Annotated in this window: 19 protein-coding genes; 10 read left to right on the top strand and 9 right to left on the bottom strand. The window is 68.8% G+C overall.

Annotated elements, in window-relative coordinates:
* Positions 1-68 precede the first annotated feature (68 nt).
* From gloB to K3F48_RS00550, 3 genes are all read left to right on the top strand, one after another.
* Positions 69-842 carry a hydroxyacylglutathione hydrolase gene (gloB, locus tag K3F48_RS00560; protein WP_222573451.1) on the top strand — a complete coding sequence of 258 codons (774 nt, stop codon included), beginning with the start codon at positions 69-71 and terminating at the stop codon, positions 840-842.
* Positions 839-1,285, top strand: coding sequence for a cupin domain-containing protein (locus K3F48_RS00555; RefSeq protein WP_222573450.1), 447 nt, complete (start codon positions 839-841; stop codon positions 1,283-1,285). The genes gloB and K3F48_RS00555 overlap by 4 nt, the downstream gene beginning before the upstream one ends.
* Before the next feature lie 118 nt (positions 1,286-1,403).
* Positions 1,404-3,191: a bifunctional diguanylate cyclase/phosphodiesterase gene (locus K3F48_RS00550; RefSeq protein ID WP_222573449.1), complete on the top strand. Its 1,788-nt coding sequence runs from the start codon at positions 1,404-1,406 to the stop codon at positions 3,189-3,191.
* Positions 3,192-3,255: 64 nt separating this feature from the next.
* Here K3F48_RS00550 and phaR read toward each other — a convergent pair whose 3' ends face one another.
* Positions 3,256-3,879 (bottom strand): polyhydroxyalkanoate synthesis repressor PhaR, encoded by a 624-nt coding sequence (gene phaR, locus K3F48_RS00545; RefSeq protein WP_222573448.1) that lies wholly within the window; start codon positions 3,877-3,879, stop codon positions 3,256-3,258.
* A 289-nt stretch (positions 3,880-4,168) separates the two neighbouring features.
* Between phaR and K3F48_RS00540 the strand changes: the two genes are divergently transcribed.
* The 3 genes from K3F48_RS00540 to K3F48_RS00530 all read left to right on the top strand — a co-directional run bounded on the left by K3F48_RS00540 (position 4,169) and on the right by K3F48_RS00530 (position 7,078).
* Positions 4,169-4,423 carry a hypothetical protein gene (locus K3F48_RS00540; protein ID WP_222573447.1) on the top strand — a complete coding sequence of 85 codons (255 nt, stop codon included), beginning with the start codon at positions 4,169-4,171 and terminating at the stop codon, positions 4,421-4,423.
* Positions 4,424-4,709: 286 nt separating this feature from the next.
* On the top strand, positions 4,710-5,744 hold the full coding sequence (locus tag K3F48_RS00535) for a hypothetical protein (protein ID WP_222573446.1): 1,035 nt from the start codon (positions 4,710-4,712) through the stop codon (positions 5,742-5,744).
* Positions 5,741-7,078 carry a capsule biosynthesis protein gene (locus K3F48_RS00530; protein ID WP_222573445.1) on the top strand — a complete coding sequence of 446 codons (1,338 nt, stop codon included), beginning with the start codon at positions 5,741-5,743 and terminating at the stop codon, positions 7,076-7,078. The genes K3F48_RS00535 and K3F48_RS00530 overlap by 4 nt, the downstream gene beginning before the upstream one ends.
* Before the next feature lie 91 nt (positions 7,079-7,169).
* On the opposite strand, the gene K3F48_RS00525 is transcribed toward K3F48_RS00530, so the two are convergent.
* Positions 7,170-7,400 carry a hypothetical protein gene (locus K3F48_RS00525; RefSeq protein WP_222573444.1) on the bottom strand — a complete coding sequence of 77 codons (231 nt, stop codon included), beginning with the start codon at positions 7,398-7,400 and terminating at the stop codon, positions 7,170-7,172.
* Positions 7,401-7,799: 399 nt separating this feature from the next.
* Here K3F48_RS00525 and K3F48_RS00520 point away from each other — a divergent pair, with 399 nt between their 5' ends.
* Positions 7,800-8,357 carry a gamma-glutamylcyclotransferase gene (locus tag K3F48_RS00520; RefSeq protein ID WP_222573443.1) on the top strand — a complete coding sequence of 186 codons (558 nt, stop codon included), beginning with the start codon at positions 7,800-7,802 and terminating at the stop codon, positions 8,355-8,357.
* A gap of 9 nt (positions 8,358-8,366) precedes the next feature.
* Here K3F48_RS00520 and K3F48_RS00515 read toward each other — a convergent pair whose 3' ends face one another.
* From K3F48_RS00515 to purE, 7 genes are all read right to left on the bottom strand, one after another.
* Positions 8,367-8,759, bottom strand: coding sequence for a hypothetical protein (locus K3F48_RS00515; RefSeq protein WP_222573442.1), 393 nt, complete (start codon positions 8,757-8,759; stop codon positions 8,367-8,369).
* 292 nt (positions 8,760-9,051) lie between these two features.
* Positions 9,052-9,642, bottom strand: a complete 591-nt coding sequence (locus tag K3F48_RS00510) for a peroxiredoxin (protein WP_222573441.1) — start codon at positions 9,640-9,642, stop codon at positions 9,052-9,054.
* Between the two features lie 39 nt (positions 9,643-9,681).
* A complete protein-coding gene (locus K3F48_RS00505; protein WP_222573440.1) occupies positions 9,682-10,605 on the bottom strand; it encodes a glycine--tRNA ligase subunit alpha in 924 nt (307 codons plus the stop codon).
* A gap of 128 nt (positions 10,606-10,733) precedes the next feature.
* The gene (locus K3F48_RS00500; protein WP_222573439.1) at positions 10,734-15,050 is read right to left on the bottom strand and encodes a translocation/assembly module TamB domain-containing protein; all 4,317 of its coding nucleotides are present in this window, start codon (positions 15,048-15,050) and stop codon (positions 10,734-10,736) included.
* Positions 15,051-15,363: 313 nt separating this feature from the next.
* Positions 15,364-17,322 carry an autotransporter assembly complex family protein gene (locus K3F48_RS00495; protein ID WP_222573438.1) on the bottom strand — a complete coding sequence of 653 codons (1,959 nt, stop codon included), beginning with the start codon at positions 17,320-17,322 and terminating at the stop codon, positions 15,364-15,366.
* Between the two features lie 462 nt (positions 17,323-17,784).
* Positions 17,785-18,858 (bottom strand): 5-(carboxyamino)imidazole ribonucleotide synthase, encoded by a 1,074-nt coding sequence (locus tag K3F48_RS00490; RefSeq protein WP_222573437.1) that lies wholly within the window; start codon positions 18,856-18,858, stop codon positions 17,785-17,787.
* 8 nt (positions 18,859-18,866) lie between these two features.
* Positions 18,867-19,331, bottom strand: coding sequence for a 5-(carboxyamino)imidazole ribonucleotide mutase (purE, locus tag K3F48_RS00485; RefSeq protein WP_222573695.1), 465 nt, complete (start codon positions 19,329-19,331; stop codon positions 18,867-18,869).
* A 187-nt stretch (positions 19,332-19,518) separates the two neighbouring features.
* Here purE and K3F48_RS00480 point away from each other — a divergent pair, with 187 nt between their 5' ends.
* The 3 genes from K3F48_RS00480 to K3F48_RS00470 all read left to right on the top strand — a co-directional run bounded on the left by K3F48_RS00480 (position 19,519) and on the right by K3F48_RS00470 (position 22,359).
* On the top strand, positions 19,519-20,772 hold the full coding sequence (locus K3F48_RS00480; protein ID WP_222573436.1) for a hypothetical protein: 1,254 nt from the start codon (positions 19,519-19,521) through the stop codon (positions 20,770-20,772).
* Between the two features lie 139 nt (positions 20,773-20,911).
* A complete protein-coding gene (locus tag K3F48_RS00475; RefSeq protein ID WP_222573435.1) occupies positions 20,912-21,688 on the top strand; it encodes a hypothetical protein in 777 nt (258 codons plus the stop codon).
* A 209-nt stretch (positions 21,689-21,897) separates the two neighbouring features.
* Positions 21,898-22,359, top strand: a complete 462-nt coding sequence (locus tag K3F48_RS00470) for an SRPBCC domain-containing protein (protein WP_222573434.1) — start codon at positions 21,898-21,900, stop codon at positions 22,357-22,359.
* Positions 22,360-22,415 lie beyond the last annotated feature (56 nt).

Below are 22,415 nucleotides of genomic sequence, written 5' to 3'. Positions count from 1 at the left end.
TGATATTTGGCAATATCCGCGAAGCGGCGCAAGGCGCGCCGCGCTCGAGATCGCTGCGAGGAAGCCGCATGGGCGTCGATGTTCGGCAATTCATCTGCCTCACGGATAATTTCGGCCTGCTGCTGCGCGACGAGGCGACGGGCGCCGTCGCCTCCATCGACGCGCCGGACGCCGAGGCCATCGCCGCCGAGCTCTCCCGTCTCGGCTGGACGCTCACCGACATTCTGCTGACGCATCACCACGCCGATCACATCCAGGGCGTCGCGGGCCTGAAAGCGCTCTTTCCGAAGGCGCGCGTCGTCGGCCCGCGCAAGGAGCTCGGCCGGATCGGCGGCGTCGATCTTCCGGTCGGCGACGGCGATGTGGCGACTGTCGGCGCCGCGCGAGCGCGCGTCGTCGAGGCGCCCGGCCATACGACCGGGCACATCCTCTATCATTTCGCGGACGACGACATTCTCTTCGTCGGCGACGTGCTGTTCTCCTTGGGATGCGGCCGCGTGTTCGAGACGCCGATGGAGGTGATGCACGCCTCGCTGGCGAAGATCGCGGCGCTGCCGCCGCAGACGCGCGTCTATTGCGGGCACGAGTATACCCAGGCCAACGCCCGCTTCGCGCTGACTGTCGATCCGGCCAATCCGCGCCTCCTCGAGCGCGCCCGCGAGGTCGAGGCGCTGCGCCGCGCCGGCGCAGCGACCTTGCCGACGACGATCGCGCAGGAGCTCGCCACCAATCCCTTCCTGCGCGCCGACGACCCCGGACTGCGACGCGCGACGGGACTGGAGAACGCGCCGCCCGAGCGTGTCTTCGCGACGATCCGCGAGCAAAAGAACGCCTTCCGATGACCAGTCCGCTTTCCGGCCTCTCGGCCGCCGAGATCGTGCGCCTGCTCGAGCTGTCGCCCCATCCCGAAGGCGGCTTCTATCGCGAGACGTTTCGCGACCCGCGCGCGAGCGAGGGCCGCGCCGCCTCGACGGCGATCTATTTTCTGCTCGGCGCCGGCGAGGTCTCGGCCTGGCACCGCGTCGACGCCGCGGAGATCTGGCACTATTACGCCGGCGCGCCGCTCGCGCTCGATATCGCCGCCGAGGGCGAAGCCGCGCGGCGCAGCCTGCTCGGGCCGCAGCTCGCGCAAGACCAGCGCCCGCAGATCGTCGTGCCTGCCGGCGCCTGGCAGAGCGCCGCCAGCCTCGGCGCCTGGACCCTGGTCGGCTGCACCGTCGCGCCGGGCTTCGAATTCTCCGCCTTCGAGCTCGCCGCCCCGGGCTGGACGCCGCCCGAGGCCTAGAGCGCTTTCCGATCGCAATTCGAAGCTGATGCTGAGCTGCGATCGCCGCAACGGCGCGTTTACTTTCGGGCGCCATAATCCGCGGCGTGGTTCGAATTCTGTTTGCCCGGGACAGACGATGCAGTTGCGACACCTCGCCGACAAGGCGGCTTCCGCAGGGCTCGAAGCGAGAGAGCCCTGCCCTGTCTCGAAATCCGACGTCTCTTCCCCTGCCGGTCCCGATCCCTTCGTCGTGCTGCCCTCGATCGGCGCCGTGCTCTATGATTGGGACATAGCGACGGATCGGCTGCTCTGGAGCGACAATCTCGCCGAGATCCTGGGCGCCGTCGCCCGCGGCGATCTTTCGACCGGCCGCGCCTATGGCGAGCGGCTCGGCGCCGAGAGCGCCGGCTCGCGCTATGAGTCCGTCTTCAGTTCGACCGCCAAGGACGATGGCGCGGGCGTGCCCTACCGCGCCGTCTATGCGCTCGTTCCGGCCCGGGAGACCGGCGGCGGCCCGCTGATGTGGGTCGAGGATTGCGGCCGCTGGTTCGCCGGCCGCGACGGCCGCCCGCACCGCGCCCACGGCCTCGTGCGCGTCATCGCCGAGCGCAGCGAGCTCGAGGGCGAGCTGAAGCGGCGCGCGCAGATCGACGCGCTGACCGGCACGGTCACCCGCGTCCAGCTGGCCGACCACGCCCAGCGCCTGCTCGGCCAGCCGGAGAAGTCGCGCAAGCCCTTCGCCGTGCTGCTGGTCGCCATCGAGAATCTGTTCGCGCTCAATCGCACCTATGGCTATGACGCGGGCGACGAGATCATCGTCCGCCTCGCCGCACGGCTGCGCGCCAATCTGCGCGTCAACGACCTCGTCTCCCGCTACGCCGGCAATAAATTCGCCGTGCTGCTCGACAATTGCGAGGTCGAGCAGGCGAAGGCCACCGGCCTGCGCCTCGTCGATGTGATCGGCCAGGCGCCGTTCGAGACCGAGGCGGGCGCCATTCCGGCGACGGCGCGCATCGGCGCCGTGGTCGCGCCGCGCGACGGCCGCACGCCGGAAGTTCTGTTTCAGCACGCCGAGGAAGCGCTCGACGCCGCCCGCCAGCGCAATGGCGCGCGCTTTGTCGCCTACGCCTCCTCGCTCGACCGCGACATCGGCCGCCTGCACGCGCTCCATGTCGCCGACAGCGTCGTCTCCGCGCTCAACGAGCGCCGGGTGGAGTTGGCCTTCCAGCCCATCGTCTCGGCGAAGACCGGCGAAACCGCCTTCTACGAGGCGCTGCTGCGCGTGCGCCTCGCCGATGGATCGATCGTCGCCCCGGGAGACATCCTGCCCGTCGCCGAGAAATCCGGCCTGGTGCGGCTGCTCGACCAGCGCGTGCTCGAGCTCGCTCTGGCGCGGCTCGCCGAGGACCCGAATCTGCGCGTCTCGGTCAATGCGTCGATCGCCACGCTGCACGATCCCGAATGGCCGGCGTGGCTGAAGAGCGCCACCAGCGTCTATCCCGGCGTCGCCCGGCGTCTGACCATCGAGATCACCGAAAGCACGATGATCGAGGATTTCGAGACGACGCGCCGGCTGATCGCCGCCTGCAAGGAGCTCGGCATCAAGCTGGCGATGGATGATTTCGGCGCCGGCCACACCTCGTTCCGCAATCTGCGCCAGCTCGAGTTCGATCTCGTAAAAATCGACGGCGCCTTCGTGCGCAACATCGGCAAATCGGCGGACGACCGCTTCTTCGTGCGCACGCTGACCGATCTCGCCAAGCATCTCGGGCTCGAGATCGTCGCCGAATGGGTCGAGGACGAGGCGACGGCGGCGCTGCTGCGCGAGTGGGGCGTCGATTATTTTCAGGGCTCCTATTTCGGCGCGGCCGAAGTCGCGCCGGCGCCCTTCTCGCCCCCCGCAGCCGCGGCGGCGAGCGCGTGAGCCGGCTGCCTGCGGACGCGCCGCTCGCGAGCTAATCTTCAGGCTCGCTGTCGAGCCCGCCCGCTCAGCCGGCGCTCTTGCCCGACAGCTGATCGATTCGCTTGTTCAGCTCGTCGAGCTGGCGCTTCATGTCGTCGAGATCGGCGCGCGGCGCGGCGTCCGCCGCGACAGGCTCGGGCGCAGCCGCGGCCGCGGCCGCCTCGCCCGGCACGCCGAAGGGGTTGAACATGGCCAGCGCCTGACGGAACACCGCCATATTCTTGCGCGCCTGCTCCTCCAGCGACTGGAACGCCTGGCGCGTCGGCTCGCCGAAGGGCGCGCCCTCCAGCGCCTGGGAGACCTGATCGCGGAACTTCTGCTGGTCGCGGGTCAGACGGTCGATGCTGAACTCGAGATAGCTCGGCACCAGCATCTGCATCGAATCGCCGTAGAAGCGGATCAGCTGGCGCAGGAAGGCGATCGGCAGCAGGCTCTGCCCGTCCTTGCTCTCCTGCTCGAAAATGATCTGGGTGAGGACCGGGCGCGTGATGTCCTCGCCGGTCTTGGCGTCGCAGACGACGAAATCCTCGCCGCGCTTGACCATTGCGGCGAGATCCTCGAGCGTCACATAAGTGCTCGTGCCGGTGTCGTAGAGACGCCGGTTGGCGTATTTCTTGATCGTCGTCGGCTTTTTCTCGGTCGCTGCCATCGGGTCGTCGCCTCCTCGACGCGGCGCCTCGCGCGACGCCGGCCCATCCGCGCGCTCGCGCGTCACGGGCCCTCTTCCATCTTTCGCCGTTCGCAGCAAAGCATCCTCTCGATCCGCCCGGCCGGCCGAATTTCGCCAGTGGCGAAACGAACGATAATCGCAGTCGGGCGTCTCCGGCAATATCCACGTGGAAAATTGGTTTTTCCTGCGGGTCTCGACCTCGGCTATGATAGGCTTCGCCGCTGCTTCGCCAGAGCGTGGCGAAGAGGCAATGGGAGAGAGACCGCTCATGCCGTTCTCGAGACTCGCCTTCGTCATCGCCGCGGGCCTTCTCGCCGGCGCCTGCAACACGACCTCGGACCTCGAGCGCAGATCCGCCGACGAGGCGCGCTGCCGCTCCTACGGCTTCAAGCCGGGCGCCGAAGGCTTCGCCAAATGCCTGCTTCAGCTCGATCTCGACCGCTCGGCCGACCGGCGCGCGCGTTACGACTATCCTTATGTGCAGGGGCCGAGGGGCTGGGGCTGGAATCGCGGCTGGTGGTGACGGCTCGCCGGCCGCAGCCGCCGGGCATGGCGGAGAGCGGGCGAAATCGTGGCATATCCACGGCGCCGCGACTGCGAGCATTTCCCTAGTGGACACGATCATGTAGAGAGTGAGTCGCCATGCGGCGCTCCGGCGCTTCGGGCGGAGCGCCCGGCTCGCCGCGTGTCTCCTGAACAAATCTCGGGACGAGAGACAGGGGCGGCCAGCGCCCTCGCCTCCGGAGCCGCGCCCATGACGGATGCGCGGCGGGCGCAGGAATTGGACGAACGCGAGCGAGACAGGGCTCATGTTGTTCAACATCGAAGCCGACCGAGGCAATCGCATCGTCGGCTATGTCGCTCCCGACGAATTCACCAAATCGCCGACCCTGCGCGTGACCAGCAATGGCGTGGAGGTGGCGCAGTTCGTATGCAAGGACGAGCGGCCCGCCCTCGTCGCCGCCGGCCGGCATGCGACCGGCTGCTGCGGCTTCACGATCGACGCCTCGATCGTGCCCGATATCGCGAACAACGACACTCTGGAGCTGACCGACGTCGACACGGGGATCGTGATCTACCGACGTCGCAAGAAGTCGCAGGTGCTCGACCAGAGCGTCTTCCGGCTCGAGACGCATTTGTTCCCGCTCTGGCGCCTCGACGAGCAGGTCGAGCACAAGTTTCAGTACTTCCACAAGGGCGTCGAGCGCCACGGCCGCGAGACGGCCATGCAGGTGTTCAATCTCACCAACGCCTCCTCGCTCTATCTGAGCGGGCGTCTCGCCTTCTCGGCCTATCAGTCCTTCCTGCACGACCGCTTCAAATGCGTCGCGCTGCTGCACGACCCTTATGTCGAGCTGGCCGAGCGCCTGCTGACCTTGAAGCATGTCGCCAAATTCGGCGACGATCTGCTCGGTCCGCGCGACATGCTCTCCTTCAACGCCGCGATCGAATTCGCGCAGCAGATCGACGACGACGACCGGCGTCTGCGGCGCGCGTTCGACCAGATGCAGAAGAATGTGATCGCGCTCCTCGCCAATCCGCTGACGCGCCAGCTCGCGTCCGAAGATATCGACGATCCGCCGCCGCGAACCGGCGTCGCCAAGGCGCTCGCCGCTCTCGCCACCTTCGCCGTCGTCGGGGTGCGCGATCGCTCCGACGCCTTTCTCGAAGCGGTCGAGGCGCTGCTGAAAATTCCGCCCGGCGCGCTGTCGCCGCTTCCCCGCTTCGCCGCTGTCGAGGAGCTCGGGGCGCGGCTGCGCCACATGCCCGAGGTCGAGCTTCTGCTCGAGGACGATCTCGAGATCTATTACACGGCCAAGGCGGCGATCGAGGAGGCCACTTGACGAGCGATGTGAAGGAACGTGTGACGACGGTCGAGGCCGAGCCCCTCATGGACGAGAGCCTGGACGCGGCGTCATCGAATGGAGCGCGGCCCTCGACGCTCGCCCGGCTGGCACGCTCGTTCGGCGCCGCGCCGGTCGCGGCGCGCATCGTCGTCGAGCGGATCGAGAGGGTCGCCGTCGAGGCGGACCGCGCCTTCCGCTGGCGCGATCGCATCCCGCCGACCTATGCCACATTCCTGCTCTTCGTCATCGCGCCGAGCATCGCCGCGGCCCTCTATTTCGCGTTCATCGCATCCGACCAATACACCGTCGAAACGCGCTTCGCAGTGCGCGCGCTCAACTCGCTCAATCCTCCCGCCTCCGGCCTGGGGACCGGGAGCGGGGCCGTTACGGCGGCCGCCAGCATGCCGGGCGGCGTGAGCATCTCCGCCTCGACACAGAACTCCTATGTGGTCACGAGCTACATCCGCAGCCGCGCCATCCTCGACGATCTCGCTCCGAAGGTCCCGCTGCGGGAGATTTTCCGACGTCCGGAGGCCGATTTCTGGGCGCGCCTGCGCAACGCCGCCTCGATCGAGCAGCTCGTCGACTATTGGATGTCGATGGTCGAGACCGACGTCGACGCCGCATCGGGAGTGGTCACGGTCAAAGCGCGCGCCTTTCGTCGGGAGGACGCGCTGACGCTGGGCCGCGCGGTGATTTCCGCGAGCGAAGATCTCGTGAACCGCATTTCCGACCGCGCGCGCCGGGACGCGACCGCCATGGCCGAGAAGGACGTGCGGCGCGCCTTCGTCGCGGTGCAAGCGGCGCTCGCCGACCTCAACACGTTCCGCGACCAGTTCGGCATGATCGATCCGGGCTCGAAGAGCACCGAGATCGGCGCGCTTCTGGCTCCGCTCATGAGCGACAAGATCCGCCTCGAGAACGAGATGTTCGTCGCCTCGCGCGAATTGGCGAATGACGCGCCGACGGTGCGCGTGCTGCGCGAGCAGATCGAGTCGGCGGACAGGCAGATCAAGGAGCTGCAATCCAGGCTGACGAGCACCGAGAACAAGAGCGCGCTCTCGGGCTCGCTCACGAAATTCGAGGAGCTGGAGCTGCAGCGGCAGATTGCGGAGCAGCTCTATGCGCTCGCGCGAACCGAGCTCGACCGCGCCCAGCAGCGAGCCAATCGGCAGACCCTCTATCTGACCGTGTTCGTCCCGCCGGCGATGCCGGAAGCCTCGCGCTTTCCGCACCGGCTCAGCTCGTCCGTGCTGATCCTGATCGGACTGGGCGTGCTGTGGACGATTGTCGTGATGATCTTCGCCTCGATCGAGGACCACAGGCTCTAGGAGCGCTTTCGAACGGAATCGTTCGAGCGATCGGAGTTCGCGCCGGACAAGAAACGAGAGCTTTTCTGATCCACCCGGATCGCCGCCGACGTCAGTCGGACGACGCTCTCGCAGCGCCGGCGACGAACATCCAGCCGCAGAGCGCGACCGCCGCCCAGATCGCCAGCAGTCGCTGGCCGGCGAGCGCATCGAGCGCCAGAATGCCGACGATGGCCGCAATGAGCGCGACAGCCGCGAGCAGGCTCACGCGAGGCGGCGCAGCCACGCGGTCGTCCTGTCCGCGCGCGGCGGTCCGATCCGAAAGCTCTTCGAACGGCGACATGAGAACTCCCCTCCGGCGGGCCGTACGGGCGTGGACGCCGCCGTCGGGACAATGTCACGGTTGGCTTCGAGGTTCCATGGAGATCGCCATTTCGTGAATTTTTCCTTGCGGAGCCGCGGAGGCGCGCGCCTCGAGGGCCGAGGCGGCCCCTCGTCGTCAGCGGCAGGAAGAACGGCCGGCCGCCCCCTTGTCGCTGTTGGTCGGGGCGAGCGCGCCGCCGGATCCGATGGGCGCGGCGACATGACGTGAGGCGCGAGGCGCGGCGCGCGAACAGCAGGAATTCCATTTTTTTGCCGGATATGCGCGCATATTACGCTTTACGCGGCGATGAAATGCGGCAAGCTTGGGAACGGGCGGCGCCGAATCGACAGAGAAAACGCCGCAAGGCCGGAAAGGAAAATGGCGACGACGGGCGACGACTTCTGGGTTTTCGGCTATGGATCGCTGATGTGGCGGCCGGGCTTCGAGTTCATCGAGAAGGCCGAGGCCCGGGTGCATGGCTACCATCGTTCCTTGTGCGTGTTCTCGCATGTCCATCGCGGCACGCCCGAGCGTCCGGGCCTCGTGCTCGGCCTCGATTATGGCGGCTCCTGTCAAGGCGTCGCCTTTCGCGTCCCCGCCGCCGCCAGGACCGAGACTCTCGCCTATCTGCGCGCGCGCGAGCTGGTCACCTCCGTCTATGTGGAGCGCACGGTCGGCCTGCGCTTTGCCGGCGGCGTCGCGGCGCGCGCCCTGACCTTTGTCGTCGACCGCGCGCATGAGCAATATGCGGGGCGCCTGCCGGTCGAGGAAATGGCGCGGCTCGTCGCCCATGGCGTCGGCGCCTCCGGCGCCAATCCCGATTATGTGCGCAACACCTTTGAGCATTTGCAGCAGCTCGACGTGCATGACGCGGCCCTCGCCGAGATCGTCCGCCGCCTCGCGGCGCCCGCCGAGACGCAGAGGCGCAGCGCCTGATTTCAATCGTCAGCTGAGCAGCGCGCGGGCGAAGCGGCGCGTCAAATCGCGATCGCCGGCGCAAAAGCGCACATGCCATTCGGTGACGCCGAGCCGGCGCGCATCCGCCTTCAGGCGCCGCCCCGCCGCCGTCGCCAGAGCGTCGGACGCGAAAACGCATGCCGGCCGGCGGGACGCGCCGTCGCGGACCACGCCGATCACCGCGGCGTCGGCGAAAGCGGCGATGAGCGCCGCCTCTTCCGCCGAGAAGATCGAGCAGACGTAGAGCCGCCCGCAGGAGGCCCGCCAGGAGTAGAAGCGCTCGCCGAGCGCGCCGGCGCCCAGCGACGCCAGCTCCCGCCCGCGGCATGAGGGCGCTGAAAAAGCGCCGGAGGAAAAGGAGTCATTGTCGATCACCTGCATGATCAACCTCACGAAAATACGGCAGGGCCGAATTCGGCCATGAACAGGATTAGAACATAAACAGAACACCGTCAAGGCCGCGACAACACGGCAATCGGGTGAAGGATAAAATCCCCAACCCTCGTCCTGAGGAGCCGCCGTAGGCGGCGTCTCGAAGGACGGCCACGAGGCGCAATCAAAGGTTTCTCCCCATTTCCGTCCTTCGAGACGCCCGCTTCGCGGGCTCCTCAGGACGAGGGTGATGGGGCTATAGTCCTTCACCCGCTTGCCCTGCCGCGACAATGCGGCCGCTTCATCCCGCGCTCTCCGACAAAGTCCGGCGCGAGCGCGAAAGCCATTCGATCACCTCGGCGGCGTTCCGATCCGGCGGGAAAACCGGGTAGAACACATGCTCGATCGAGCCATTGTCGATCGCCAGCGTGAAACGCTTCAGCAGCGTGGCTCCGTCCGCTTCGAATGTCGGGAAATTCAGCGCGCGCGTCAGCTCCAGACGCTCGTCCGACAGGAGGGCGAAGGGCAGATGCAGGCGCTCCGCCGCTTCGCGCTGATAGCCCGTGTCTTGGACGGACAATCCGAAAATGCGCGTCACGCCCAATGCGCGAAGCGCGGCGGCGTGATCGCGGAAGCCGCAGGATTGCGGCGTGCAGCCCCGGGCGCCCGGGATCATGTCCCAGCCCTCGGGATTCGCCACGCCGGGCCGTCCCGTTCGCGGATAGGCGTAGACAATGACGAGACCGCGCTCAGCGGAGAGATCGACCATCTCGCCATCGGTGGCGCGCAAGCCGATCGCCGGCATCCGCGCGCCCTCGAGATGGCGTGCGGCGCCATCGTCGACCGGCGCCGGGATCGTCGACCAATCGGGCGCGTCCATCGCATTCGTCATGATCGACCTTCGCAATTCTCTCGAGCGCGTCCGTCGCGCTCAGCCGGCGCCGCCGCCTTCCGTCCGCAGCCAGGCGGCGCCGCAGGCCCGCGCCAGCTCGCGCACGCGCAGAATATAGCTCTGCCGCTCGGTCACCGAGATGACGCCGCGCGCGTCGAGCAGATTGAAGGCGTGGCTCGCCTTCACGCATTGGTCATAGGCCGGCAGCGCCATCAGATGACGGCTCTCCGCGCCCTTGTCGCCGAAGTCGAGCAGCGCCCGGCATTCGGCCTCGGCGGCGCGGAAATCGGAGAACAGCTTGGCCGTGTCGGCGGCCTCGAAATTATGCCGCGAATATTCCTGCTCGGCCTGGCGGAACACGTCGCCGTAAGTGACCTTGTCCGCGCCTTCGCCGCCGTTGAAATTCAAATCCATGATGGCGTCGACGCCCTGCAGATAGCAGGCGAGGCGCTCCAGCCCATAGGTCAGCTCGCCGGAGACCGGCGCGCAATCGAAGCCCGCGACCTGCTGAAAGTAAGTGAATTGCGAGATCTCCATGCCGTCGCACCAGCATTCCCAGCCGAGCCCCCAGGCGCCGAGCGTCGGGCTCTCCCAATCGTCCTCGACGAAGCGGATGTCGTGCAGCTTGGCGTCGACGCCGATCGCGGCGAGCGAGGCGAGATAGAGCGTCTGCAAATCGGGCGGCGAGGGTTTTAGAATCACCTGATATTGATAAAAATGCTGCAGCCGGTTGGGATTCTCGCCATAGCGCCCGTCCTTCGGCCGCCGGCTCGGCTGCACATAGGCCGCCTTCCAGGGCCTTGGCCCGAGCGCGCGCAGAGTCGTGGCCGGATGAAACGTGCCGGCGCCCATCTCCATGTCATAGGGCTGCAGAATGACGCAGCCCTGCTCCGCCCAGAAATTCTGCAGCGTGAGGATGAGCCCCTGGAAGGAGTTCTTGGGCGAGAGGCGGGCGGCGGTCATGCGTCGTGTCCTTCATTTGCGGAACGCATGGGCGCGTCCCTTCTCCCGCCCTGCGGGAGAAGGAAGCGCGCGTCGTGAGTCCCGCTCAGAATTTTCTCGCGCAGGATTAGGCGCCCTGTCCCGCGCGGTCAATACTCCCATTCCACGCCGACGCCCACCGAGCTCTTGCCATCGACCCGCGTCTCGCCTTTCAGCCGCACATTCTTGGTCACATCGACGCCGACGCTGACCGCGGTCTGCTCCGGCTTCATGCCGGTGCGCACGCCGACGCTGATATTGTCGGAAATATAGCGCGAGGCGCCGACCTTCGGCCCGCCGGCGCCGCCGGCCTCGAGGTCGAGCGTGTCGACGCCGAGCGCGCGGCGCATCTTCTCGAAGGCGTCGACGCCGGTCCCCGAGCCGGAGAATTGCGCGAGCGCGGCGGCGAGCTGCACAGCCTGGAACGGCGACAATGATCCCGACCCCTTGGCGAACAGCAGGCGCGACAGCACTTCGTCCTGCGGCAGCGACGGCGTCGAGGCGAAGGTGAAGCTCGGCAGCGCCGCCGGACCGGAGACGGCGATCGTCGCGGTCACGTCGGCCGCCGTCGTCTCGGCGGAGAAATCGAGCTGCGGAACGAGGCCGCCGGCGAAGGTCAGCCGGCCGCGCGAAATGTCGATTCGCTGCGTCAGCAATTGCAGCCGCCCGCGGCGCAGCTCGAAGGCCCCATTGGCGACGGGCTTCTGCAGCGTGCCGGCCAGCTTGAGCTCGCCGCCGAATTCCGCGTCGATGCCGCGGCCGCGCACGAAGATGCGGTTGGGCGCGGCGATGGCGAGATCGATCGCCGCATCGAAGGAGGTCTTCTTGCCCGCCTTCTCCTTGGCCTTGCGCTCGAGCGCGATCATCCGCCGCGCGAACTCGCCCGGCGAGATATGCGTCGCGCCGGGCGGCGCGATTGCCGAAGCCGGCAGGCGGTCGGGAACATTGACCTCCATGCTGGAGAGGCTCACGCGCCCGGCGATGCGCGGCGCGCGCGCGAGGGCGCCGCCGATGTCGAGATCGAGATCGGAGGTCGCGGTCACGAGATCGCTGGCGACGAGCTGCGCATTGCGCGCGGTGACATGGATCGCGCCGGGAAAGCCGGTCTCCGGCGCCACGGCGATATGGCCGGCGACCGTGATGCGGCCGCCGTTGCGCGTCTGCGCCGTCATCTGCGCGATGGTCAGCTCGCGGCCCTTGCCCTCGAGGCGCGCGTCGATGTGATCGAGAGTGACGCCATTGAGCGGATCGGCGAAGGCGCCGTCGCGCAGAGTGACGGCGCCGGCGAGCTGCGGCGCCGACGCCGCGCCGGAAACGCGCAGATCGATATTGGACTTGCCGCGCAGGGTCTGCCCGCCGGCCGCGAGCGCCGTGTCGGCGAGCTTGGCGTCGACCGCCCCTTTGACGGCGAGATCGAGCACGCCCGTCGCCGAGAGCGGCGCCGATCCGGCGACGGCGATTCGTCCGGCCGAGCCGAGCGCGATATCGGCGTCGAGCGTCGTGCGCGCGCCGGCCAGCGCGCCATGGGCGGAGATATCGATCGGCGGCAGGCCGTTCGTCCGCGTCTGCGGCGCGGAGAGCTTGGCGAGCTTGATCTTCCACTCGCCGCTCGGCGCGGCGGCCGGCCCTTCCATGCGCGCGTCGGCGTCGAGCGCGCCGTCGAGCGCGAGGCTCGAATCGGCCATTGCGGCGATGGCCAAAGGCAGGCCGCGCACCTCCGCGACGAGACCCAGCCGCTCGCCGATGCGTCCATTGAGCCGCAGCCGGCCGGCGCCCGCCGCCAGGGCAAAATCCTTCAGCTCGACGACGCCCTTGTCGAGCGTGATGGTCGTCGGGCTCGCGAGCGCGATCTTCCTGCCGCCGCGCTCGATCGAGAGCGCGCGCAGATCAAAGCGCAGGGGCTCGCCCGGCGTCAGCACGCCGCGAGCGGCGAGCCCGGCGCCCATCGCCTCGGCGGAGAGATCGAGCGCGCTGCCGCCCTCCGCCGGGGCCGCGCGCAGCCGCGCCCTGGCGATGGCCTGCCCGCCGGCGCGGACGTCGTCGACCGCCACATCGCCGACGAGCGCCGGCCGGCGCAGCAGGTCGCGCCCGCCGATCTTGGCGGAGAGCCGCTCGATCGAGGCGTCGGCGGCGCGAATGCGCGCGCCCTCGGCGTCGATGCGGATATTCTGCCCGCCATCGGCGCCGTCGAGCGCGATGTCGGCGTCGAGCGAGCCGGCGAGCTTTTGCAGCGCAAAGGCGGAGAAATCGTCGAGATCGGGCGCGGCGAGCGTCAGGCGCCCGCTGGCGAGGCCGGCGGCGTCGAGCGCGAGCGCGCCCTTCAGCGCGGCGCGGCCGACGGACACATCGACAGCCTCCACCTTCCAGCCCGCGCCGGCTTTCGCCACATGGGCGCCGCCGCGCGCGGCGTTTCCGTCGATGGTCCCTTGCAGCGAGGCGACGAGATCGAGCGCGCCGACGAGATCATGCGCGTCGGCGCGCAAGGACAATTTCGGAATCGCGCGGCCGGCGGCGCGCACGTCGGTCAGCGCCGCCTCGAGGCGCGCGTCGGGCTTTTGCAGCGAGCCGAGGATCTTCGCCTCGACGTCGGCGCGCCCGGAGAGGCGCGCATCGGCGGAATGCAGATCGGGGAGCGCGATCGTCGCGACGATGTCGGAGGCGTCGCGCGTCGCCGCGCCGTCCACCGTCACATGCAAATGATCGGCGCCGAGCGCGAGCCGATCGAAGCGCAGGCCGCCGCCGGGGGTGACGCCGGCCGAGCCGCCGAGCGCGACGCGCCGGCCGAGCAATCCGTCCACAGCCGCCACGCCGGTCGCCGGCGAGACGATCGCGCCGTCGAGAACGGCCGTCAGCGTCTCGTCCTTCGGGGCGCCCGTCAGCGCGGCGGAAAGCGATAGCGCGCCGCGCAGATCGCGGCCGGCGAGGCGCGCGAAACGCGCGAGGCTCGGCGCCGTGAGGCTCGCCTTGCCGTCGACGAGCGAGGGTCCGACGCGACCGGCGAAGGCCGCTTCGCCGGCGCCGATGGCGAGCTTGGCGACGTCGATCTCGGCGTCGCCGGCGCGATTGGCGCGGCCGCGCAGGATGAAGGAAAATGTCTCGCCGATCGCCTCCGCCAAGCCGCGATCGGCGAAGGCGAGGCCGGAGCCCTGCGCCGCGCCGGACATATCGAAGCGGTCGGCGCCGTCCTTCGCGGCGGCGAGGTCGAGCGAGCCGTCGCTGCGGCCGATGCGGCCGAAGGGCGCGCGCGCATCCTCGACGAGCCAGCGGACCGCCGCGGTCGGATGCGACAGGCTGCCGGCGAGACGCACCGAGGCGTCGAGCGTCTTGGCGCGCAATTGCGCCTGTTCGGAAGCCGGCAGCCCTTGCGCCGTCAGCTCCGCGGCGAGCGCGCCATCGGCCCCGACCCGGCCCGTCGCCGCGACGCGCAAGGCCGAAGCGGCGAGCGTCATGCGCTCGACGCCGAGCGCGCCGTCATCGGCGAAAGTCGCCGCGCCCTCGAGCCGGGTCGCGCCGGAAAAGAGGACAGCGACCGATTTCGGCAACAGCGGCGCGATCCGCGCCGAAAGGTCGAGGTCGAGCCGCCGCGCGGCGCCGGCGCGCGAAAGATGCGCGGCGCCATTGGCGTCGATCTCGCCCGCTGTGGCGGCGAGCCGCGCGGAGAGATCGTCGAGCGTCCCCTCGCCCGTCAGCGCCACATCGAGCGCCGGCAGATCCGGGATCTGCGCGAGGCGCACGATCATCCCGCCCTCCGGCTCCTGCGCGGTGAGCGAGAAGCGCAGCTTGTTGGAGGAAGGCGTCAGCTCGCCCTTGGCGACGATCTCGCCGGGCGCGTCGAGGCGCTTGATCTCGAGCGCGACATGGCCCGCATCGCTGCGCAGCGCGGCGTCGCCGGTCGCCGAAAAAACGGCGGCGGCGCCGAGAACCGGCTCGGCGAGCGCGATCTCGCCGAGCGCGAGGCGCCCGAGCCTCACGCGCACCGGAAGATGGGGAACGGAAAATCCGCCGCCGCTCTTTGCGGCGGCCGCCGGCGCAGGGCCAGGCACAGGACTTGGCGCAGGACTTGGCGCCGGCCGGCGCGCGACGGCGATGCGGCCGATCTCGAAGCGCTCGACATTCGCCTCGAGCGCGAACAAGGCGAGCGGCGACCAGGCGAGCGCCACATGATCGATGGTCAGCCAGACGCCCTCGGCGTCGGCGATGGAGACGTCGCGCAGCAGCGGCCGCGCGGACAAGGGATCCTCGAAGGCGCCGATCTCGATCTTCATTCCCGGAGAGGAGGCGGCGCGCGAGACGAGATCGGCGAGGAAGCTGCGGCCCTCGCGCATGTTCCAGCGCGCGCCGACCACCGTGGCGAGGCCGAGCAGCACGAGCGCGCCGAGGAAAATGCGCAGGAAGCGGCGCGGGCGCCTGACGGGAGCGTCGGTCATCGGGCGCGACTCCTTCTCCCGCAAGGAGAAGGCGGCCTCGCGAAGCGAGGTCGGATGAGGGGGGCCGCGCGCGAAGAACAGCGACGGGGAAGCCCCTCACCCGGCCGCTCCGCGGCCACCCTCTCCCTATGGGCTAAGGGAGTCACATATTTCCAGGAAGCCGTCATGGCCGGGCTCGTCCCGGCCATGACTCCGCTGTGCATTACAAGATGTGTGCATGCGGTAGCCCTATGGGAGAGGGTTACACGCGAACCTGCGGGCGTAGTCGAAATGCGTGGGAGAAAGAAAGAGAAGGCTCTCGCAGCAAGCGCCATCAGAACGACTCCCCGACGCCGATGAAGATCGCGAATTTATTCTCGTCCGGCCGGCGGCCGATCGGCGTCGCCACATCGAGCCGGACCGGCCCGATCGCCGTGTAATAGCGCAGGCCCAGGCCGACGGCGGAGCGCATCTCCGATTGGAAGTCCGGATAGGGCGAGGCGAAGGCGGCGCCGATGTCGTAGAACGGCACGACGCCGATCTCCGGCGTGATCTTGATGCGCGCCTCGAGCGACGCCTCCAGCAGGCTACGCCCGCCGACCGGAAAGCCGAAGCCCTCATCCGGGCTCAAGGAGCGATAGCGATAGCCGCGCACCGAGCCGCCGCCGCCGGCGAAGAAGCGATGGCTCGCCGGAATATCCGCAATGCCGGCGCCGACGATGGAGCCGGCGGCGACGCGGCCGGCGAGCACATAGAAGCCGTCCTCGTCGAAGGCGTGATAGCCGGAGACCTGCGCCTTCGACTGCAGCATCCCGACGCTGTCGGACAAGGTCTTCACATAAGGCGTGACGCTGACGATGGCGCGCAGGCCCGAGGTCGGCGCCAGCAGATTATTCGTGCCGTCATAGCTGCCCGACAGCGGGAAGCCGAGCAGCGAATAATCATGCGGGCCGAAGGCGTCATAGGTGTGCCCGCGCTCGAGCTCGACGCCCGCCTGCACCGAGGCGACGTCGCTGAAGCGATGGCGCGCGGACAGTGTGAGATTTCCGAAATAGGCGCGATAATCGTCGACCTTCTCGCGCACCGCGGTTCCGTCGACGAGCAGATCGTCGCGCGCGCCGAGCAGCGCCGGGGCGATAAAGCTCGCCTTCGCGCGCCCGACGACATCGTTGAGCCGGACCGAAGAGAGGCCGTTATAGCCGGGCGAGGAGCCGAATGGCGCGAGCCCGCCTTCGAGATCGACGCGCAGCCGCTCGGCGCCGCCGAATAGATTGCGGTCCATCCAATAGCCGCGCAGGCCCGGCCCGTCGACATTGGAGAAGATGAGATCGGCTCCGATCGCATGGCGCTTGCGCTCGGCCGTCTCCACCGTGATCGGCAGATTGCCATTGGCGTCGAGCGCCGCGCCGTCCTCGACCTTCACCGAGCCGATCGCCTCTATGCGCGCCACCGATTTGCGCAGCTCGGCGAGCTTTTGCGGCGAATAATCCTCGCCCTCGTCGAGATAGATGAAGGAGCGGATCACATCCGGGTCGACGCCGGGAGAGCCCTTCAGGCTCGCCGCGCCGATGCCGGCGCGCGGCCCCGGATCGACGGCCACCGTCACATCCATCGCCTTCTCGCGATGATCGACGACCGGCTTCACCTCCACGATTTTGGCGAGCGGATGCGAATGAGCGCGCAATTCGTCGATCCACGCCGCCTGCATCGTTTGCAGCGCCGCGGCGCGGGCGGGCGAATCGGCGTCGGGCTCATAGACCTTGCGCGGCAGCAGCGCCTCGTCGATCGGCGCGCGCGCGCGGGCGTCCTGAATTGCGACCTTGCGCAGATGGAACTGCTCGCCGAGCGCGACCTCGATGCGAATCGGCGCCGGCGACTGGCCGCGCAACCGCTCGGCGGCGAGAGCGGCCGCATCGGCGCCGTGGCCGTCCGGCTGCACGGCGACGCCGACGACGCTCGCTTTCACCTCGGCGTCGTAATAGCCATTGGCCCACAGCGCCTCGACGAGATGCGGCAGATCGGCGACGACGCGACGCGCGAGGCCGGCGCCCGCCGCGGGCGGCTGCTGGCGCAGGCGCCAGGCGCTGGACGAATCCTGCAGCACGCGCTCGAGCTGCGGCTGATCGTCGAGCCCGACGAATTCGATGCGATAGGGCAGCGCCTCCTGGCTCGGCGCAGGCAATTCCTCCTCCGCGCCGAACAGGCCGAAGACATCGAAAGCGCGCGCCGGCGCAATCGCCCCGGAGAGCGCCGCCAGCGCCATCGCGCCGAGGAAACGAACGACCAATTTCACGCGGACAGGCTCGCTACGACTTTTTCACAAACTTGGACTTCACCTTTGATAGCGGCCAATCGTTAATCTTAACAGTCCGATTATGGTTAAGGAAAAGCTGCGGTGTCCACGCCCCGCCGCCTCCCTCTCCCGCGAAGCGGGCTGAGGGAGTCACACATTTCCAGGAGGCCGTCATGGCCGGGCCCGCCCCGGCCATCCACGCCGCGACGCCGAGGTTTCTCGCAATTTCAGCCACGGCGTCGACGTTGCGGCGGCGATAGCCTCGGCGGCTTGGCGTAAGGTGTGAAATCCGACAGATCGCGGCTGCTTTCCCGGCATGTCTCCGCGGCATGGCGTGGATGGCCGGGACAAGCCCGGCCATGACGGCGCTGCGCATTTCGAGATGTGTGCATGCGGCAGCGCGAAACGGGGGAAGGGTGAGGGAGGGGCCTTCATGCCTTCAATTCGGATGACGCGAGACCACTAGCTCGGGATCACCCGCGTCACATGGCCCATCTTGCGGCCGGGACGCGTCTCCTTCTTGCCGTAGAGATGCAGGCAGGCGCCCTCCTCGCCCAAAATCTCGCGCCAGCGATCCGCCTCATCGCCGATGAGATTGCGCATCTCGACGCGCGCGCCATGGCGGCGGGTCGAGCCGAGGGGCAGGCCCGCCACCGCGCGCGCATGCTGCTCGAATTGCGAGGTGACGGCGCCGTCGAGCGTCCAATGTCCGGAATTATGCACGCGCGGCGCGATCTCGTTGACGACGAGCCGCTCGCCGCCCGCTTCCTCGACGACGAACATCTCCACCGCGATGACGCCGACATAATCGGCCGCCTCGGCGATACGCCGCGCAATCGCCACCGCCTGCTCGGCCGTGCCCAGCGCAATGCGCGCCGGCGCGACGGTCAGCGCGAGAATATGATTCTCATGCACATTCTCGCAGAGGTCATAGGCGCGAAACTCTCCGTCCGCCCCGCGCGCGGCGACCACCGAGACTTCTTTCGCGAAGGGCACGAAGCCCTCCAGAATGCAAGGCGCGCCGAGCAGCGCGCGGGCGCCGGCGACATCGGCGGCGTCGCGCAGCGTCTTCTGGCCCTTGCCGTCATAGCCGAAGCGCCGCGTCTTCAGGATCGACGGCAGGCCGAGCGCGGCCGCCGCGCGCGCGAGGCCGGCCTCGTCCGCAACATCGGCGAAGGGCGCGGTCTCGACGCCGAGGCTGCGCACGAACTCCTTCTCGACGAGGCGGTCCTGCGTCAGCGCCAGAGCGCGGGGATTGGGCCGCACCGGCGCATGGGCGTCGAGAAAGGCGGCCGTGGCGGACGGCACATTCTCGAATTCATAAGTGACGACGTCCACCGCCGCGGCAAAGGCGGCGAGCGCCGCCTCGTCGGCATAATCGGCGATGGTGCGCGCCGCGCAGACCTCGAAGGCCGGATCATCCGCGACGGGCGAGAACACATGCGATCTGAGCCCCAGCCTCGCGCCGGCGCAGGCGAGCATGCGGGCGAGCTGGCCGCCGCCCAGAATTCCGATGGTCGATCCGGGTTTCAGCATAGGCGTCGTCAGGCGTCGTCCGAGGGCGCCGCGGCGACCTGCTCGGTCTGGCGCTTGCGCCAGTGCGCGAGGCGCGCGCCGAGCTCGGCGTCGGAGCGCGCGAGAATGGCGGCGGCGAGCAGCGCCGCATTGATCGCCCCGGCCTTGCCGATGGCCAGCGTGCCGACCGGCACGCCGCCCGGCATCTGCACGATGGAGAGCAGCGAATCCATGCCCGACAGCGCCGCCGTCTCGATCGGCACGCCGAGCACGGGCAGAAGCGTGAAGGCGGAGGTCATGCCCGGCAGATGCGCGGCGCCGCCGGCCCCGGCGACGATCACCTCGAAGCCCTCGGCCTCGGCGCCCTTGGCGAAGGCGACCAGCCGGTCGGGCGTGCGATGGGCGGAGACGACGCGCGCCTCATAGCCGACGCCGAGCTGGTCGAGCGTCTCGGCTGCATGCCGCATGGTCGCCCAGTCGGACTGGGACCCCATGATGATCGCGACAGGCTTCTTCGACTTCGCCACGGCGCATCCGGCGGGCTGGAGTGGATGAAGCACAGCCCCTTAGCCGAACCGGCGGCGCGGCGCAAGGAGCCCCCGCGGCGCGAGCTCGACCGGAGGCCTGACGCGGGATCGCTTTCCTGGTAGCTTGCGCGACTTGCAGCGGCGAGTGCGGCCGATGAAGTCGAGCAATATCGTTTTCGTCCACGGCCTCATGGGATGGGGGCCGAATGATCTCGGCGGGCTTCCCTATTGGGGCGACGCGCCGGCGCAGTTTTCTCCCCGCTTCCGGACCCATCTCGCCAAATGCGGCCCGCTCGACTCGGTCCACGACTGCGCCTGCGAGCTTTTCGCTCAGATCGCCGGCGCGCGCATCGATTATGGCGAGAGCCATAGCGCGCAGGCCGGCCATGCGCGTTTCTCCCGCGATTATTCCGGACGCGGCTTCGTCGCGGACTGGTCGACCGAACAGCCGGTCATTCTGATCGGCCACAGCGCCGGCGCCCAGACCTGCCGGATGCTGCAGAATCTGCTGGCGCAGGATTTCTGGGGGCTGGGCTCGAGCGCCGATTGGGTGGAGGCGATCATCGCCATCGCGGCCCCGCTCAACGGCTCGACTCTCGCCTATCGATTTTGCGACGAAGAGCTGGGGAGGCCGAAAATGCTGCCGAGCGCGCTCGTCGCCGGCGGACTCGCCGTCGTATCGGCCCTGTCCCGTGTCGGCGCGTCGCGACTCTATGACTTGCATCTCGATCATTGGGCGCGCGAGGACGACGGCGGCGAAATGTTCGCGCGGCGTCTGGACGCCACGCGATTCGTCGAGAGCGGCGACAATCTCGGCTTCGACGTCACGCTGCAGGGCGCCGCGCGCCTCAACCAATCGATGGGGACATTCGCGAACTGCCTCTATCTTTCTCTGGTGTCCGCCGCGACGCGCGAGGGAAGCTTTCTGGGGCTGCCCTTCCTGCGCAAGACGCATCGGCCGCATCGCTCCATGGAGCTGACGATGCGGGACTCCGCCTTCTACATCGCCACCCGGCCCGAATTCGCCGTCGCGCCCACGCCGGACTGGGGCGGCGGCGAGCTGACCATGGAGCTCTGGCGCGAGAATGACGGCGTGGTGAACACGATATCGCAGCGCTATCCTTTCATCGGGCGCGCGCATCCCGTCGGCGGCGAGGGAATTTTCGGCTTCGAGGATCGTCTCGAGCCGGGGAAATGGCGCTATCAGCGCCTCGACGACATCTTCGGCCGGGCCTTCGACCACAATGACGCGACGCATGGCGCGCGCATGAAGCCGCTCGAAAAGGGCCGCCGCGAGCTTCAGCGGGACCTCTACCGAAAGCTCGCGCATCTCCTCGAGACGCTCGATGCGGGTCGAGGAGCAGAGCGGGAGACGAGCGGCGGCGAGAACCTCTACCTCAAAGGCTGACGATAAGGGCGAGCGGGGCGCTGGAGCGGTTTCCGCTCCAACGCCGGCGCGCGGCCTTTGCGTCCAAAGCTCGCCGCAATGTTGCTCGAAGCTCGAGCCGGTGAGAAAACGCAGGATGTGAACGATTATGGAGCCGAAGATGAGCATGACCGGCCGGCGGCCGAAATCCACGATTCTGCTGGCGGCGCTCGCCGCGGCCGCGACGACGCTCGCCACGCCGGCGGCGGCGGAGTTCTTCTTCCGGCCTTTCCTCGGCTTTTCCTCGCATCGCATCGAAGAGCCGGTGCTGGAAGTCTCGCCGCGAGAGGTGGTGGATCTGCTGGCGCGGCGCGGATTTCGGCTGGCGCGGCCGCCGCTCTATGAGGACGATGTGATCGTCGCCATCGGCGTGGACGCGCGCGGCGACCATGTGCGCTTCGTGCTCGACTCCGAGGACGGCGAAATTTTGGAGCGTCGCCGCCTCGATAGGGGCGCGCCCCCCGCCCCGGCGCGAATCGCGCCGCGCATGAGCGGCGTCGAGACGGTGAAGCGCCCTGCCCCGCCGCGCGTCGTGGCGCGGCCCGAGCCGCCGGCGCCCCGCGCCGCGGCCGCGCAGCCCGCGCCCGTCCGCCCCGCCGCGCCGCATGTCGCGCCGTCCAAGGCGATGAAGACGCCCGCCGCTCCGGCCGCCGCGGTCCCTCCGGCGCCCGCCGCCGAGCCGCCTGCGAAAGCGCCGCCCGCCGCCGTGACGGCCGCGCCGACGCCTCGCGACCCCGCTCCTGCTGCGCCCGCCCCTGCCGCGCCCGCTCCTGCCGCCTCCGCTCCTGCCGCCTCCGCTCCTGCCGCCTCCGCTCCTGCCGGCTTGGCGCCTGCGCCGAAGCCCGTGGCCGCCGATGCGCCGGCGCACGCCACGGAGTGGAAAGCGCCGCGCGACTAGAGCGTTATCCGATCCGAACGGATCGGATAACGCTCTAGGATTCTTTAGTTTGAGCGAATTCTGATCGATCGAACGATTCCGTTCGATCGGAAAGCGCTCTAGCGGCCGAGAAGCGAGCCTTCAGGCTCGCTTCTCGAAACAACGAAAGACGTCCGGCGCCTGCGCTGGCGCGGTTGTTGCTTTGTATTCTGAAACAGGAGCAAGGCGCCGTGACCGAGACGCGAAGCATCACCACCGACAAGGAACTCGACCATCCCGTCGACGCCGTCTGGCGCGCCATGACCGATTCGGAATGGCTCGCCGTCTGGTTCTTTCCCAACGACATCAAGCCTGTCGAGAAGCACTCCTTCACCATCTGGAGCCGGCCGATCGAGCGCTGGGACGGCGAGTTCCAGTGCAAGGTGCTCGCCGTCGAGCCGGGCAAGATGCTGCAATTCAGCTGGAAGGGCGGCCACGAAGAGCTGAAGGGTTTCGGCCATTACATGGATGTGGTGGTGACCTGGACGATCGCGGAGCTGCCCGGCGGCCACACGCATTTCCACTTCGTCCAGGAGGGCATCGACGCCGGCCCGGCGGCCGACGTGCTCTATGACATCATGTTGAAGGGCGCCGACAGCGTGCTGCGCAGCCTGGCGAAGCGCCTGCCGGATTTGCTCGAGCACGACGCGTGAGACCAGCGGCGCGTTCCTTCTCCCGCATGCGGGAGAAGGGAGAACGGCGAGCATCC

Origin of the sequence: Methylosinus sp. Sm6, assembly GCF_019802345.1 — a bacterium.
Taxonomy (GTDB): Bacteria; Pseudomonadota; Alphaproteobacteria; order Rhizobiales; family Beijerinckiaceae; genus Methylosinus.
Note: the sequence above shows the minus strand (reverse complement) of the source record. Positions and strands in the feature narration are given on the sequence as shown.